17 protein-coding genes and 3 pseudogenes are annotated in these 16117 nt (G+C 51.0%); 14 read left to right on the forward strand and 6 right to left on the reverse strand.

Annotated features, from left to right (window positions below):
* Positions 1-390: 390 nt before the first annotated feature.
* Entirely contained in the window at positions 391-1632 is a 1242-nt protein-coding gene (locus tag C480_RS19480) for an MFS transporter (RefSeq protein ID WP_161607028.1), read from the reverse strand.
* Between the two features lie 82 nt (positions 1633-1714).
* On the opposite strand from C480_RS19480, the gene C480_RS22575 reads away from it, so the two are divergent.
* From C480_RS22575 to C480_RS23560, 3 genes are all read left to right on the forward strand, one after another.
* A complete protein-coding gene (locus tag C480_RS22575; RefSeq protein WP_083873431.1) occupies positions 1715-2584 on the forward strand; it encodes a phytanoyl-CoA dioxygenase family protein in 870 nt (289 codons plus the stop codon).
* 20 nt (positions 2585-2604) lie between these two features.
* Positions 2605-4338, forward strand: coding sequence for a carbamoyltransferase family protein (locus C480_RS22580; RefSeq protein WP_083873432.1), 1734 nt, complete (start codon positions 2605-2607; stop codon positions 4336-4338).
* A gap of 215 nt (positions 4339-4553) precedes the next feature.
* Positions 4554-4703, forward strand: coding sequence for a hypothetical protein (locus C480_RS23560; RefSeq protein WP_161607030.1), 150 nt, complete (start codon positions 4554-4556; stop codon positions 4701-4703).
* A gap of 268 nt (positions 4704-4971) precedes the next feature.
* Here C480_RS23560 and C480_RS24360 read toward each other — a convergent pair whose 3' ends face one another.
* From C480_RS24360 to C480_RS24365, 3 genes and pseudogenes are all read right to left on the reverse strand, one after another.
* Entirely contained in the window at positions 4972-6552 is a 1581-nt protein-coding gene (locus tag C480_RS24360; protein WP_006667369.1) for a minichromosome maintenance protein MCM, read from the reverse strand.
* A gap of 166 nt (positions 6553-6718) precedes the next feature.
* Positions 6719-6955, reverse strand: a pseudogene (locus C480_RS24020) (PadR family transcriptional regulator); the annotation flags it as partial.
* A gap of 93 nt (positions 6956-7048) precedes the next feature.
* Positions 7049-7298: pseudogene (locus C480_RS24365) on the reverse strand (hypothetical protein).
* Positions 7299-7870: 572 nt separating this feature from the next.
* On the opposite strand from C480_RS24365, the gene C480_RS24025 reads away from it, so the two are divergent.
* Positions 7871-8281 carry a hypothetical protein gene (locus C480_RS24025; protein ID WP_161607031.1) on the forward strand — a complete coding sequence of 137 codons (411 nt, stop codon included), beginning with the start codon at positions 7871-7873 and terminating at the stop codon, positions 8279-8281.
* 55 nt (positions 8282-8336) lie between these two features.
* Here C480_RS24025 and C480_RS19515 read toward each other — a convergent pair whose 3' ends face one another.
* Together C480_RS19515 and C480_RS22600 are read right to left on the reverse strand one after the other, a co-directional pair.
* Entirely contained in the window at positions 8337-9371 is a 1035-nt protein-coding gene (locus tag C480_RS19515) for a hypothetical protein (protein WP_193787817.1), read from the reverse strand.
* A gap of 93 nt (positions 9372-9464) precedes the next feature.
* Entirely contained in the window at positions 9465-9932 is a 468-nt protein-coding gene (locus C480_RS22600) for a response regulator (RefSeq protein ID WP_006667374.1), read from the reverse strand.
* A gap of 394 nt (positions 9933-10326) precedes the next feature.
* On the opposite strand from C480_RS22600, the gene C480_RS23290 reads away from it, so the two are divergent.
* From C480_RS23290 to C480_RS19550, 10 genes and pseudogenes are all read left to right on the forward strand, one after another.
* Positions 10327-10821, forward strand: coding sequence for a hypothetical protein (locus C480_RS23290; protein WP_152424114.1), 495 nt, complete (start codon positions 10327-10329; stop codon positions 10819-10821).
* Positions 10822-10876: 55 nt separating this feature from the next.
* Complete coding sequence (locus C480_RS19520) at positions 10877-11299, forward strand: universal stress protein (protein ID WP_006667375.1); 423 nt, start codon at positions 10877-10879, stop codon at positions 11297-11299.
* Positions 11300-11541: 242 nt separating this feature from the next.
* On the forward strand, positions 11542-12660 hold the full coding sequence (locus C480_RS22605; protein ID WP_161607032.1) for a chloride channel protein: 1119 nt from the start codon (positions 11542-11544) through the stop codon (positions 12658-12660).
* A gap of 644 nt (positions 12661-13304) precedes the next feature.
* Complete coding sequence (locus tag C480_RS19525) at positions 13305-13505, forward strand: hypothetical protein (RefSeq protein WP_006667376.1); 201 nt, start codon at positions 13305-13307, stop codon at positions 13503-13505.
* Positions 13502-13807, forward strand: a complete 306-nt coding sequence (locus C480_RS19530; RefSeq protein WP_006667377.1) for a hypothetical protein — start codon at positions 13502-13504, stop codon at positions 13805-13807. The genes C480_RS19525 and C480_RS19530 overlap by 4 nt, the downstream gene beginning before the upstream one ends.
* A 12-nt stretch (positions 13808-13819) precedes the next feature.
* Positions 13820-14153: pseudogene (locus C480_RS24370) on the forward strand (DUF7558 family protein).
* An 88-nt stretch (positions 14154-14241) separates the two neighbouring features.
* Positions 14242-14601 (forward strand): MarR family transcriptional regulator, encoded by a 360-nt coding sequence (locus tag C480_RS19535; RefSeq protein ID WP_006667378.1) that lies wholly within the window; start codon positions 14242-14244, stop codon positions 14599-14601.
* Positions 14598-14939, forward strand: a complete 342-nt coding sequence (locus C480_RS19540; protein WP_006667379.1) for a type II toxin-antitoxin system PemK/MazF family toxin — start codon at positions 14598-14600, stop codon at positions 14937-14939. Before C480_RS19535 ends, C480_RS19540 begins: the two co-directional genes overlap by 4 nt.
* Before the next feature lie 265 nt (positions 14940-15204).
* Complete coding sequence (locus C480_RS19545) at positions 15205-15507, forward strand: hypothetical protein (RefSeq protein ID WP_006667380.1); 303 nt, start codon at positions 15205-15207, stop codon at positions 15505-15507.
* Positions 15508-16020 (forward strand): PIN domain-containing protein, encoded by a 513-nt coding sequence (locus tag C480_RS19550; RefSeq protein WP_006667381.1) that lies wholly within the window; start codon positions 15508-15510, stop codon positions 16018-16020.
* The last annotated feature ends 97 nt before the right edge of the window (positions 16021-16117 follow it).

Genomic DNA, 16117 nt, shown 5'->3' on the forward strand with positions numbered 1-16117 from the left:
TGAAGTACATTTAAGAGTCGTCATCGGGATCGTACAGCGGAAGTGTCTGATATTTCTGGTTCTCAGCCGGTTCGCCTTCTAGTAGGAATACCTCGCCGCGTCGAGACTCAAAGTTGATCATCTTAGTCCGTGTGTCGGTGTAGCGAACAGCGTATGTCCGTCAATCGGCGTCGGAGGTGTTTGCGTATCTGCATGTAGTACCGCTGAAGATGGATCGAAACATCTCCTAGTTCAAGTTCGATATCGACGGCATCATTTTCCTAGTACTCTGCTTCTTCAAGATTTACTCCCTTGTCATCATATTCGTCGATTTCGAACCACAAGAAACCTATTTGGATTTAATTTGTATTGTATTCCAGCCATTCCTATAAAAGACATTACTTAAATGTATTATTGTACTGGTGATCTATTAGTATGAGGTTTTGAGAAGCGTATTAGAAGAATTGTACTCCCACCAATAACCACCAAGATAGCTGCCATAGCGCCAAACACGATAATCACATTGGTGGCGACAATAGTCATGCTCGCAATCGCCACGCCGATGATCTGGCCAATCCGAATGGTACTCTCATATGTACCAAGTACCCGTGACATGTACTCAGATGCGGCCGTTTGTTGAATCAGCGTCTGGAGATACGTGATGGTCATCATTGATCCGACACCCGCAATAAGTAACGACATCCCTGCTATGAGTAGTGACGGAACCATAATTAAGAGGGAGATTGCACCAGCGTTCAGAAGAAGGCCGATCGCGTAACCGAGTCTTTCGTCTTCACCAGAGAGCCAACTTACGAGTAGTCCTCCTGTTGTTGTTCCTGCCGCAATGACCGATGCGAGGATACCCAATCCAGTTGCATCTCCGCTGAGAACGTCCCGTACGTAGAATGGAAGCAAAATATCAAGAGTTCCGAGGGTTCCGTAGACGATAACGCCAACACCGATAAATCCAATCAGAGCAGATGATGAAGAGACATGTCGACAGCCGTCAAGGAACTCTGAAATCGGTGAACTATCACTCCCTTCTGATGGTGACGGATACGAATTCATTCGGTAGAGGAGAACTGCCGAAATAAAATATGAGACAGAGTCGGCCACGAGAAGCAGGCGGGGGTCGATGATCACGACTAAAGCGCCCGCAATAGCCGGGCCGACCAATTCAGCTGTCGATTCAGCTGATGAAACGAAGCCATTTGCGTTCGAAAGATCGTCGTCATTGACAATACTAGTTATTAGTGACCGTTGGGCTGGAATGACGATAGCGGTATAGGTTCCGATAAGGAACATTACAAGGTAAGCAGTCTGGAGCGACATAGAAACGAGCGGGAGGAGTACCGTTAACCCGCCGAGGAGTTCAATCGCAATGAGCGTCTTGCGACGACTGACACGGTCAAGAATAACCCCAATGACTGGACTAACAACTACATTGGGAATTACTAACAAGAGTCCGAGTAGACCGATCTGCAAGACGTTAATCTCCGTATCAAAGACAAAGATTGTTGTTATCCCAATATAGGTTAGGCTGTATCCGAATCGAGTTACGAGTCCTGAGATAGCAAGGGCCCGTAAGTCCCGATCACCGAAGAGTTCGAACCGGCTGCGTAGCAATTTGATCAAGTCTGTGGACACACTCACGATTTTTCTCCGTTTGTAATTAGTCTAATGTATCAAGACAGTGCAAAAGATATTTGTATAGGAAATAACTGGTATAGATACAATGGATACTACCCAACGAGTAAGAAAAAAGTTCAAGCGGGATGGATTCGTCATTGTTCGAGATGTATTGGACAAACAAACTGTTGAAGAGGGCCGACAACTGGCAGAACGTATTCGAAAGCATAATCACGAGGTTGATCTTGAAAACCCGAATTCAATAGGAGATGCTCAGGCAGTTCGACACCCGTTCCTAGCAGATCTAGTCAGCGACGAACGAATCCTTGAGCTTGTCGGAGCAATTCTTGACGATATTGTTCATCTCCAGTCAACCTACTTCATTAAGAAGCCACAGAGTGATAATCGAACACTTTGGCATCAGGACGGGGCTTACTGGACCCAATTCATCAATCCGCTTCAAGTGATCTCGGTCTGGGCCGCTTTCGATCGAACAACGCCTGAGAACGGTTGCATGAAGTTTATCCCTGGAAGTCACAAGGAAGGATATCTCGAACACGACATCTCAGGAGTTGTCTCTGACGGTGACAAGGATGACGATGAGGAAGTAAATCTTGAAGAAGCAGGATACGACGAAAGTGACGCTGTTGACATTGAACTCAAACCAGGGGATATCTCCATCCATCGACCTTCTATCCTTCATGCATCGTATCGAAACACTACAGACCGATGGCGGCGCGCGTATGCGATCCGCTATACTTCTACAAGTGTTAATATGCTCCGACCCGGTCAAGAAGGGCAGAAAGGCGCGTTCTTGCTTCGGGGTGAACCTAGTGACCCGCAACAGTATCGGAAACTCCCATTATACGATCCCGATGATGACTCTCAAATGCACTTCACCGGGTGGGAAGCGTATAACGAGCGCGCCCGTACACTGAACGATAGTCTTTCCCCTGACAACCTGATGGACGTGTGAACCAGCTCTAATTCTTATTAATGTCAACTCGAACTCTTGGTTTCAAGATTGGTATTACTCGGTTTTGGGGAGTAAATCAAAGTGTCTGCTTAGCCGTGGATGGGAAGCTTTCTTTTGCAGTTGAACAGGGTCGCGTTGTTCGAGATAAGCACGGCAATGGCACATTCCCAAACCAGACGATCCAGACAGCTCTCATGCATCAGAACACCACATTATCAGATATTGATAGAATTATTGTTGGTTATCACCCAAAACTGGAGTCAACACGGTTCATGAATCGCCTTCGCCATATTATGACAGGCGTTGAGGGTACCCGTGAGCGACTTGGACTCTTCCGGTCTATTACAGACCACTACATTGAACAGGCGGTTGGTACGCGACGTTGCATTCAACGCCATTTGTCAGAACTCTCTGACTCCGTTCCGCCCATTGAATTTCTCTCTCACCATCAAAGCCATGCCACAAGTGCGTTCTACCCATCTGGGTTCAACAATGCGATTGTTCTTACAATGGATTTCGCTGGGGAGTATGATTCTACTGTTGTTTGGAGGGGTAGTCCCAATGGACTCAATCGTATTCGAACATACCCGTTCCCAAACAGCTTGGGATTTTTTTACAGTATTGTTACGGAGTTTCTCGGGTATCAGGCATTGAACGGTGAAGGGAAAGTGATGGGATTAGCCGCGTACGGCGAGAAAAACGACCAGATAGCGAAAACTCTACGAAGCGTTGTAGATGTCGGTGTTGACTACGATATGACGGCGATCACCGATGGTCTACGCCTTGATACAGGAGTTGAACGGCTGGAGAAACTCTTTGACAGAGGTGCAAAAGAGACACCGGAACAGTTCACGCAGTGGGAGAAAGACCTTGCGTATGAAACTCAGCGTATCCTCGAAGACTGCACGGAAGCTATTGTTGAAGAGTATATAAATAAGTCTTCATGTGACAATTTAGCGTTTGCTGGCGGAATAGCTCTTAATTGCAAACTCAATAAGAGACTTAGAAATAATGATTTTGTTGAAAATATATTCATCCAACCGATTGCTGGCGACGCCGGTATAGCTATTGGGGCGAGTCTCTCTAAGTTCGATCCTAGACAGGTCGAAAAAATGGGCCCACTCTACCTTGGGCCATCTTATGACCCTAACACAATACAGGAGTATCTTTCCCAGAATAAGATTCCTTATCGCTGCCCGTCCGATGTTGAACATGCAACGGCCGAACTTCTCGCTAATGGTTCACTTGTTGGTCGATTCACTGGTCGTCTCGAATTCGGACCGCGTGCACTCGGCAACCGGAGCATCCTCGCTGACCCTCGAACAGTGTCGTCACGCAAGTCCGTGAATAAATACGTAAAACATCGTGAAGACTGGCGTCCTTTTGCACCATCAATACTCGCTGAAGCCGCTGATGAGTACCTTTGCGACCCGGTTGTAGCCCCATATATGGTGCAGACTTTCGATGTAGAGCCAGAGAAGATAGCGGAAATTCCAGCTGTGGTTCACCCAGGAGATTACACAACCCGACCGCAGCTTGTAACGCGCGACCACAATCCACAATACCATCAAGTGATTGATTATTTCGAAGATATCACTGACATCCCTGTATTATTAAATACATCATTCAATGACAATGGAGAGCCTATCGTCAACACACCAGCTGACGCTATCTCTGCGTTCTTCTCTATGGGGCTAGATGCACTCGTCCTTGAAGATGTAATAGTTGAAAAATCAGCTCTCGCTTCTCATTAAGATTTTTCCTGTACAAGCGTCGAACACGTCTGCTGCCTCAGTATACTTCTCGTTAAAGTTGTCAAGTCACCCCATAGCAATCTATCAACGGCTCAACGGCCATATCCGATATGTAGACGTAGTAGTGGACCCCCGAACGTGGATACGGTTCTCTCGCATTGGTCGACGTCGTCGTTCCACAGGCGAGCGAACCACTCGCTTTCGTGTGGTTGACGATGTCCCCTATACATCGGGTCGCGACACCGTCCCTGGATCAACAGATCGTCAGCGTCGACATTGGACTGGTCGGCCAGGCCGTCGATCGACTCACGGAGTGCTGCTTGGTCGCGATGCTGTGGCTCGTCGTGATCTGGTGGCATATCTGAACTCGAGCGCGGGTCTCTTGGTGTGGTCGTTCGTGGTCCCCTCAGCAACCGCCGCCCCTGGACGCCACGGCGTCTGTCCGACAACCCTGTTCTAATCGAGATGGACTTTAGTGTGTATGGCGTACCTGTCTGGGCGCCCGGGACATGGGGACAACCTCGAGTCACAACAACGCGAGATCGCCGCGTACGCCGTCGTGACGCTATTGTTCGTGTCGCATATACGAAGGTGATAGACACGAAACGACACTGCAACAGGTGAATGAGGGTCTTAGATGTCGAACAGTTTCGACCCTTCCGCGCCAATTTCGTTGGCTTCGATCAGCGCGTCGATCTGGTTTTCAACCTCCTCGCGCCGGACGCTGTACTGCTCTGCAACTGCGTCGACGATATCTGCCCGTTGGACCGCGAAGCTATCGACGGTCGTAATCTGCTCGGTCAGTTCCTCAATCACGAACTCTTGGATCTCGCTCGCACCGTAGGTATCGATCTCCGTGCGTTCCGTGATATCGAGATCAAGCGCTTCGATGTACGTCGAGACCGTCGCTTCGCTTTGCCCGTCGAACGTCTCGTAAATTCCGTTGAGCGTCATGAGGTCACTGGAGCCGACCATATCGCATAGATCGTCTTTCAAAAATGCAATTGTCGCAGGCGGTTCCTCGAGATTGCTGTCCGGGGGCACGATGACGATTTTCTGTAGATCGACAAGTACGGACTGGTCCCGGTTGAACCGGAAGCTGGGGTTCCCGTGGTCACACTCCGGACACGAACTGGGTTTCAGCATATCGCCGTAACTCTGCGGTATCCGGACGAGAGAACCGCAGACATGACACTCGAAGGCGGCCCGTTCGGCATAAGGCTGGACGCCATCCCTATCGATGACCTTCCCACGAACGGAGAGTAACTTTCCCAGTTGCCGGGTCCGGTACTTCCCAACACGGTACTGGCGGGGTTCGGGGAGATTGTAAATCCGGATCGTTGCTCCGAGTAGGTCGACGTCATCGACATTCCGAATCCCCTCGCTGGCGATCTTCCGGAGGCTTTCAGGACTCTCGAGGAAGTCGTCTGCAAGCGACGGGTCATAGTCATCAAGATCCTCCCAGTTGATCCGCAGCGTTCGACCATCGGGGTTCGTATCTTCAAGTGCTTTGACCTCCTCGTGATACGGCCCTTCGAAAAACGCAGCGAACGACTCGAGTGGTGTACTTCCTGCCATCGAGATCACCCATTTCATCTCCTCCATCACGACCTTCCACTTGATTTCAGCCGCTCGCTTCCCGACGGGGGTGAGTTCGTAGGTACCGTCGGATTTGGTGATGCACTTCTCGAGACTGTCGCTTTTGCCGAGATGGGTCGCCAACGTACTCCGTGTCCAGTCGATGTGGTCAGCGATTTCTGTCTGCCGAGAGAGGTCGTTGTGTTCGTTGACGGCGCGGCAGGTTGCAACCAGTTGCTCACGGGTCGGGGCCTCTTTCGAGAGCCACGGCGCGATTGCTTCGGGGATGTTGTGCCGTTCGACGACCTCTGAGAGCGTCGTGTCCCGGTCCTGCTGTTGGAGTGAGAGTTCACGCTGCCGGTCGCCGAAGCCGGTCGACTGCAACGAGAGGTCGGACTTGACCGGGTAGTCGCGCCGCCGCTCGAGGGCCGCATTGATCGCCTCTTGGTCAACCTCGTCAGCCTCAAGGTCGCCCTCGAAGTCCTCGGGGAGTAGGTACCACGTTCCGACGTTCGGTTTCGTGTCGTCGGTGACGACGGTCCGGTCGGTCAGATCAACCCAATACCCATCGTCGCCGTGCTTGTCGCCCCACCCGTCGTACTCGGTCTCGCGAACACGGGCCCCATGCCTGTCCATACCGGTCCAACCAGTGACGATCGCCGAGCCCGATGCCACAGGGTGCGCCCCACAACTCGATCGGCCAGTAGGCTTCGCCACCGTAGAGAATCATCCTCTGCCCGATATCGAACTCCGAGAGTTGGTTCATCTGCTCGTCCGAGAAGTTGTACGAGCGGTCCAGTGTCTCGATTTCACGAGTTCCGCGACGCGAGGCTGAGTAGACGTTTGTTCGGCGATCTTTTTGGCCCTTCTCGACGAGGCCTTTGTCGACGAGTGTATCGAGGTTCGGATAGAGACGTCCGTGGTTAATTTCCGTTTCGTAGTGGGCTTCGAGTTCATCCTTGATTGCGAGTCCGTGTGGGACATCCTGTCCGGCAATTACGTACAGCAAATCTCGCTGAAAGCCGGTAAGATCGTACATACCTGATCTAGAATAGATTGCTAGATAGACCATCTATTGTAAGACACTCTATAAATTCACATAAGTTCGAAGTATGGCGATTAAAACCACAGTTCAGTGTTCTGGTGTTGTCACACGGAGTTCGTCGTCGACTGCATAGAAGTAACCCCGTTCGAGAAGGCGAGTAAGTGCATGATCCGCATCGCCAGGTTCGAGCGCNGAGAAGAATCTCACGTGCCTGCTCCCGAGAAACCGACTGTGCGCCTTCGTGATTCCCAGGATCGGTTCCGTGGGCACAAATGACATCGTAGGCGTCCAGAATCCACTCTGGGAGCGGCGGCCGTGGATCGATGATGTCGGTCATCGCGTCTTCGTGCTGGATTCTCCATCTTTGTCCGCTTAAGGGTATCCCCGATAAGCCGTCGATCCGAGATATCAAGAACAGGAGAACACGGAAATCAGATTTGTACAGGCTTCTCTCTTGGTTTATCTCCCCCAGAAGGGGTGCGGGGCTTGCATGAACCACCCGCAGATATTGATGAAACCAACCAACAGTAAAATAACACCAACAGACGCTGAGAAACGTCACTTCTTGAGACGAGGCACCCATCGATAATGACCCGGACTGAATGCCGACTTCCGACCTGTTCAGCATCTGCCCGAGATCGAGCAGGGTACAGCGGACGATTCTGTTCGGACAGCTGTGAGGTCCGCTACGAACATCTCCAAGCAGATGCTCATGATGCTGTTCAGGAGGCCGAGTTCTAATGGCCGACCAGGTCACCCCTCACAACAAAGATCTCTCAGCCAGTAACGTCGTTCTCGAACGCCGATCGTGGAACTACGCGTATCTCGGTGAGGATCAGAAAGGTCGACACCATCACGTTGATCGCAAGCAGGAGCGCATCATCGTGACGAGAACTCGCGCCGATCGTGATGATTCTGGAGCCGTGCCTGTATTCAGGATTCAAGGACCGGTTCTCCATACAGAAGACATCGTCCTCGCTTCGAATGGAGCCGGTGGAGACGATGTTCGACGCTGGATCGAGTTCATCGGAAGCGAAGTGTGCGGTGATGGTGATGAAGACGGCTGGAAATCTCGCCCCGTCTCGGTGGCTGACCAGCTACAGAATGTATTCAAAGACGAACTCTGAAATGGGGATATCTGAGTCTCAGCTATCGCTCGACGAAGCGAACGCCGTTGCAGGGATGGAGCAACCACCGCTCTTGTACGAGGGGTCTGCGAAGATCAAGGTGTTAACAAGGGAAATTGAGGCAGCCAGTAATCGCGATGGGATCCCCGTCGTGATTGTTGATGAACTCGAGCGGCGGCGGAATCGTCTCTGATGAGCACTTGAGCAGGTAACTAGGATGCGACAGATAGCTACCCGGCTTCAAGCGATCATTCCTCTAATACAGTTTCTCCAGTATTTTCCGATGGGCGAAGGATAGATGGACCGATTGAGAGCGTTCGCTTGGCAAGTGTTGTGAGCCGAAAGATGTAGGCAGCGAGTAGCAGAAGCGGCAGTGCTGTAATTGTGAAGGCACCACTTACGACCCATGTCACATTGTCGATCCCAAGCGTCATTCCTGGGAACATCCCAGGGTCGGCGAAGAATCCCATTCCGGCTGCAACAACCAAAGCGGGAAGTCCAATAAAAAGAATCTGCTGTGAGAGGTTCACGAGGTCTGCTTCAAAGTACAGTGACTTGATATGCTCACGAGCGGGGGCGAAGAACTGAAGTACAGTATACAACTCGTTGATCGTCTTCCGCTGCTCGTCGGTGAGGATATCCGCATACTCCTTCCGAATTCGACGGAGTTCGTAAATATGCCATGAATAGTTGTAATCCAGTGCTGCTTGCATAATAGCGAAGTTACCGAATTGCACATCACGTAGCTGCTCAGTTACAAGCTCTGCGTTCGCCACCAGATTATCACTGAACTGCGTCACATCTTCTTGGAGTTCGTCGTCGCTGTTCGCAACAATGTCCCCGAGCCGCTCCGCCTTGTCGTTGCTCAACTCAATAAGTACGCACAAGAATGCGTTCGGTTCCGGAGGACTGGCCGTCCCGAGAAGTTCCTCAACGTCTTCGCGGAACGATTGTTCGCCCTCCATCCGCTCGCGCTGATCGCCGAGTGGACCGAGTTCCTGCGCAAGAACAAGCTGACTGATTGTGACGACGAGCGTTACTGAGGTAGTGATTGAGAGTAGCATCGTCTGAAAGGCCGATCGGACTAGTCCGCTGGGCCCCATTGTTTCGCGCAACGACAGTTCGCCGAGAGTACTCATTCCGACGATAGCGCTGAAAAGCCCGAGCGCCAGCCCAGCGGTCAGTACATACCGGTCCAGATTGAGCAGGAATTTGAGACGGAAACGCTCATAGCGACTATCGATCCGCTCATACATCCTGTTTTCCGGCGCTGAATCCCCCATCGTAGCTACTGCTATCTGCACCTTTGTAAGAAGCCTTGGCTGTCATGCACAATGAGTTCAGTCTTAACAGGTTGAATAGATGAGGTGAGAGTGCTATTGATTGGATGGCAGCTGCACCTGCTTAATCCAGAACTCCTCAACTGCTTCCATCATGGATATAAGATCAGTATATTTAGTTGGTTTTGTCAGATATGCATTTGCAGCAGCTTCATAACACTGTAGAATATCTTCCTTTGCTTCAGAACTTGTGAGTATAATTACTGGAAGGTGCTGCAGTCGGTGGTCTTCACGGATTGTTTTAAGGATCTCGTTTCCGTTCTTTCCCGGGAGGTGAAAGTCTAATAAGATAAGATCAGGAAATGATTGTGGATTGTCTTCTAAAAGATGATCCAGTGCATTTTCTCCATCACTGAAAGTCTTCAGTGAATGGTCAATTCCAGTCTCATTAAGCGCCTCCTTCGTGAGGCGAATATCGCCAACATTGTCATCAATAAGTAAGATATCTATAGGATTTCTATTTGTACTGTGATGAGTTTCTGACTGAGTACATGAGCACCCCATCGTAACAGTACGATCGACGAATACACATAAATCCTGGTTCAAATTTATTCAATAGCAGACAAATAGAGTTTCTACTACTCATTCCGAAACTATAAAATTATTTACTATTTTAGTGGTGTTCCATTTCCCTATATAGTTTGGGGAATTTCATGATGTTTACATCGACACCTGCAAAACACACTAATCACAGTCATAGTAAGGGATCTTTATCTTCTACCCATTCCAAGAACAGTTTTATCGTGTTTCAGATATCCAACTCTATTGGAATAAGATATTGATATCTAGAGAAATCCACCAAAGATCACAGATACACATTAGAGTATTAGTAAGATAATATACAAGAACAGTCAAAGAATACCGTGAGATGTTTCTATAGGGGGTTCTGAGACGAACTATGGTCCCGGAAGCACGGAAATTCATATATGGTGGGACACTTACTGTCGCCGTTTTGGCGACTGCGCTTCTTTCTGATTACTTCGCAATTTTACTGGCACTTGGACCGACTGTATATCTTCTCTCGCTAGGGTCAAGACCCGATGAGATCTCAGCAAAGGATGTTCTGATTAGTCACCTCACCGCAATAATCGCAGGATGGATAGCCTATCTACTACTTGTTCAAGGGATTGAGCCAATGACTGTTGCCCCTCAATCTATCGAATCATTCCGCGTCATTGCGAGTATGACGTTAGCTACCGGGTTAACAGCGATCGTTCTCGTTCGATTTACCGCGCAAATCATAACTGCCTATGTTACAGCAACAATTGTCGCTCTCGGCATCCTCCCCTCTCTACCAGCAATTGGGGCACTTGTTGTCGGCGTCGCATTACTCACAGGTCTTCATGCGATCTTTCAAGATGTTGGTGAATGGAGCAGCGGAGTTCCTCCCTGAAATAAATCAATTCTCTGTAGCAGTCTATTAGTCCCCACCCATGGTAATATAAACCATGTACGATACCCTTCTTGTCCCAACTGATGGCAGCGAGGCTGCGATGGATGCGGCCAAACACGCCTATAGTCTCGGTGAGCGCTACGATGCAGCTGTCCACGTGTTAGCCGTTGTTGAGCAAAGTGAAAGTGCGTCAATCGTTGGCCAAGGTGATGAGAAACTTGAAACACTCCAAGAAGATGGCACAGAGGCAACTCAAAAAATCATCGAAGAGGGCCTCTCACGGGATATCGAAGCAATTGGTGCTGTGAAGGTTGGCGACCCAGATAGGGTTATTCTTGATTATGCCGCCGAGCACAATGTCGATATGATTATAATGAGCACGCATGGCCGCTCAGGTGTTGGTCGATTTCTCATGGGTAGTATCACAGAACAGGTGATTCGAGGCGGAGAGATCCCCGTTCTTGCCATTCAACGATAATATACCCTTAGAATTATCTGACAGATAGTGTTATATATAATATCACAATGGTACCGAGAGTATAGAAGAAAACGCAAATCACGCCTTGTCCCTATTCCTATCTCCACATAATGGAACACCCTCGCTTGACAGAGCAGCGGTTTCATCATATGCTAATGGTTGCCGCTATCTTGGGAGTCGGTGTTGGTCTCGTAGCAACCGCATTTCGTGTCATTTGGCTATTTATCAAGCATCATCTTTGGATGACACTGACTGCGACATACTGGCGTGTTCCAGTTAGCATTGGCGCAGGTATACTCATTGGTACAATACTCTACTCAACGTTCTACCCGGGCGCTCTCTCTGCACTCGTCCAGCAATTTCACAGTGAAGGTCGTGTTGAGCTCGAAGAGAACATACCCATTCTCCCTGTTGGCCTGATCGGTTTAGTTGCAGGGCAAAATGCTGGACCAGAGGGGGTAATGTCAGTTGTCGGTGGCTCATTTGGAACGTACGTTTCAGAGCTATTTGGATTCGAGAACTCAACAAAACTATTAACTTTAGCGGGCATGGGTGCAGGATTTGGGGCCATCTTAGGAGCGCCAATTGGTGGCGCACTTCTATGGTTAGAACTTCCCCATAAGCGTGGATTAGAGTATTATGAGGCTATTATCCCAACGTTTGTTGCATCGTTTGCAGGTTATTTAACCGAGGCAACGATTGGTGGGATGGAGCTATTTCCGGCATGGAATACGAGTTCACTTGTGCCCCCTACACTTGGAAAATTAAGTTGGGCGATTGGTATTGGACTTGTCTGCATCCCGTTTGGACTTGTGTATTCACGTTTGTTCTCTAAGATTGGAGAGACATTTCGAAATTTATCTGTTGCAATATACATTCGCACAACGATTGCAGGTGCTATTATTGGGATCCTTGGATGGCTTGTTCCACTCTCGTATTTCTATGGGGGGACAAAGATGAATACTCTACTAGAGGGCAGTTTTTCAGTACCAACGCTCCTGCTAACCCTTGGTGCAGTTATGGTTGCCGCAGCAGTAACGATTCACGGAAACTGGATTGGAGGGCTAATCATCCCGCATATGTTCATGGGCGCTCTTGTTGGTCAAGCCACAGCATTAATTGTTCCCGGTCTGCCACCGATGTTGGCGATGCTCGCGGGGATGGCCGCATTTAATTCTGTGGTGACCGGAACACCCTTATCATCAGCCCTGATAGCGATCGCCTTAACTGATGGTGCAAGCATTACACCCATATTTCTTGCATCCCTCATTGCATTTGTAGCAAGTCCTTCGATCGGGTTCCTTACGGAAGCAGCACCACGGTCTGAACCACCAGATTTCCACATATCTGAGAGCGATTAAAGCCTATCTCCCGCCATCATTTCACTATAATATCATTTAAACTAATAGTTTCAGAGGGATATGCAGCTATGGATTGATTGCCGATTCACAAGAACAGTAAACGGGTAACATCGTTGCCAAGTACTGGCGTAACTCTGCTTTTGAAACAGGATGTCATCAGCTAATTAGGCGGAGTCACGTGTTCAAAGACGCATATCCGATTTTCTATATCTATAACAAGTTCACCACTACACATATCAGAAAACACCGGGCAGAAATGAACTGGCTTGACCACGAAAGGTGATAGAACAGATCGCCTTCTCACCGATCAGCGGTAGATATAAGTCGCTACCGATCAACAATTAGAACGGAAGCCATTAAATGGGCACGAAAGTGTCCCGGATGCTGAGACATCCGAGACGTGGCTTCCAAACCCGCCTAGGGTTTGCAAGCATGTTTGCGTACATTCTCACGGGATATAAACATCCCGCACGATTGATGCATCGAGCGATTCGACCAGTAGCAAGACTCTTCTACGGTATTGAAGGCTCTATGGGGGTGCCTCTCAGCATGACCGCCGGCACCGGTTGCTCAGACTACGGTGACATTCGAGACGATCACCGGCACACAGACGCTCAAGATACCGCCCCGGAGGCTGTATACTGATGCTCGAGCAGATCGATCCTCGGGGCAAGCACTTCACGATCGATGGTGAGGACATCGTTGACGAAGCAGCAACCGATCGTTGTAGTCAAACCAAGTCATTCGAACACCTGAGCAAGCAAGAGTTCTGCAAACTCGGGCATGCAACGGCAGTCGCTGGACCAGTCGATGTGCATCTCGCCATCGAGGTGTTCGAGCGATGACCGCAGACGATCTTGACCCAGACACTGTGTCCGGATCCGACCAAGCCCTCGGTGTTGATGACCCGACTCCCGACTTGGTGTACGATGATCAAGAATACCAGTCGGAAGGCGACGCCGTCGATGGCGAAAAGGTGACCACTGATGGTCTTCACAAAGCACTTCGCAAAGCTGAACGCGACCTGAGAGAGATCGATGAACAACTCCCCGACCCACTGACGCTCAACGACTCGCTCACTGAACTTCGCGCCACCACAGCTGTGTATGCTCGGCTCGGCCCTGAGCACTCCAATCGTGGGGACTAACCACCGGACATAGTGCAGCAAACGCTCGTTGGCTGTGCCTTCTGTGACGCCCCACCCGGCACCGAACTGGCGAGGCGCACACTTGGGGACAGGACGAGCGAGTCACCCATCCGATCTGTGTCGACTGTGCCATCCAGACGCGGCCAGACCCCGACGAGCACGACCACCACGCCTACGACGGGTGCGAACTCGTCGTCGACGCGCTCGCAGCACTCACGCGGTTCCGCGTGGAGGTTAGCTATCTCGAAGGCCCGGTTGCAACTGTGCGAGCGGTGTAGTCCGGGCGGGCTGGCGACATACTGGACGCGACCTGGAGGAGCATCTCATCGCGATGCTAGCGGAGTGACCGCCTCCCGCATTTCTGGGCACGGAAACGCCCATCCACGGTAACAAATGTGCCAACAACTATGTTCCAACAGTCCCAACACTAGTCTATGTCGAGCGGCACCATCGATATCGACGAGTTCGAGAACGCTGACGCCGATGAATTCGAGGAGCGGAATGATACCGAGCGGATTGTGCTGTTCCTCGACAAGAATAACGACAGGGCGTGGAAGGCGGCAACGATCGCCGAGCAACTCGGGCTGGATACAGACGCCGTCAGTGCGATTCTCTCGCGATTAAAAGAGCGCGGTCTCGTGCGGCATAAGCGTCCGTACTGGGCGATCACAGATGACGAGGAACGGCTCCAGTCAGCCTACCGGCTCCACCGACGCTACGAGACTGCAGACGAACAGTACGGTGAGGAGCGTCTTGAGGACCTCCAAACCGACGAGATGGAAGAAGTACAGTGACTGCGTTCGAAGAACTGGAACACGGCGACATCGTGTGGGCGACCGACCCGCTCTCGGAGAAAGGTCGCCCAATGCTCGTGCTGGGAGCGCCTCAACTCCCGAACCATGGTACCCAACTCATCACAGTTCTACTCTCCACGAAGACCTACCACGAGGAGGCACTCACACTCCGAGACGACGACTACGAGGGTGACCCACTCGGAGAACGAAGTCACGTCCTCCCGTGGTCGCTCGCGACCCTCAACAGTGCTGCGGACGTAGATCACTATCTGACCTCTCTCGTCGACGAACGAACTGAGGATGTGGCGAGCCAGTTGATCGACTACATATCGTCTTGAGGTGACTCTTCGTTGCGGAGCATCCGTTCGTCGACGGGAACAAACCAGCACTCGAAGACGAGTGAGTCAAAGGGTTCTCAGCGCCTCCTTAGCTATCGACGACTGCTTTGCTACCCAGTGACGACGCCTCGTGGCCAACCGACCATCACGACGTGCTGACGCTTGTCCTCGACGAACATCTTGTGGACGAGTGACGATTGGCCGAGTGAGGCTCACATCGTACACACGAAAACGGCTAAGTGCGTTGGCTCACAATGTACACATCATGAGCACCAAGAAGAAGCGCGTGCAATTTCGGGCCCCCGATCGGCTCATCGACCGCGCTGACGCACTGGCCGCAGTCCTCGGGGAAGACCGAACAGACATCCTCGTGACCGCGCTTCGGGAGTACCTCCAAGACGCCGCTCACGATGACGCACTCACCCAGGAGATCGCCGCCGCCTATTACGACGATGAGATCAATTTCGAGCAGCTCAAAGCGCTCGTCGGCGTCGAGGAAGCGGCAAACCTCCGAGTGTTGAAACAGCAGTTGGACGAGGACTTCATCGACGAGGTCGCCGACGCATAGATGTCGCGGCTTATCGCAGACGCCTCCGCCCTCGTGAGTCTCGGGATCGTTACTGGCGACGGTCCCGATCCACTCGCACTCTGTCTCTCCCAGTACGAGATCGTCGTCCCAACGGCAGTCATCGATGAACTCCAAGAGATTACCTCGTACGATGATGTCCATGGGCACGCCGCGTCCGCCGTACTCGACCAAGCGGAGTCATTCACGACACAGTCGGTCGACCTCGATGCCGAGTTTCCGCTCGATGACGGTGAAAACGCGGCGGTCACGCTCGCGAACAATCTCGAGGCTGCGCTCTTCTTCTGTGACGAGTTCAACCAACTTGGCTTGATCCATGCCTCACTCGCTGATACCCGGCTCGTCACGACACCGACACTGCTCTCGGTTCTCGTTCGAACTGAACAACTATCTACTGCTGATTCGCGGCTGCTCCTCGATGAGATTAGTGATGCTCGTAGCTGGGGCGCGAACAGTTATGTGCAGCGAGCTCGCTCATTGCTCGAAGAGCCCTGACATCGAGGCTGTCGCCTCTCGTTCTCAGACACCTCTCCGTACCCGGTACTAATCGACTACCGTGTGTAACTGCCACATTCCTCCGCTATCTTCAACA

The sequence above is a fragment of the Natrialba aegyptia DSM 13077 genome (assembly GCF_000337535.1).
In the GTDB taxonomy this organism is placed as follows: domain Archaea; phylum Halobacteriota; class Halobacteria; order Halobacteriales; family Natrialbaceae; genus Natrialba; species Natrialba aegyptia.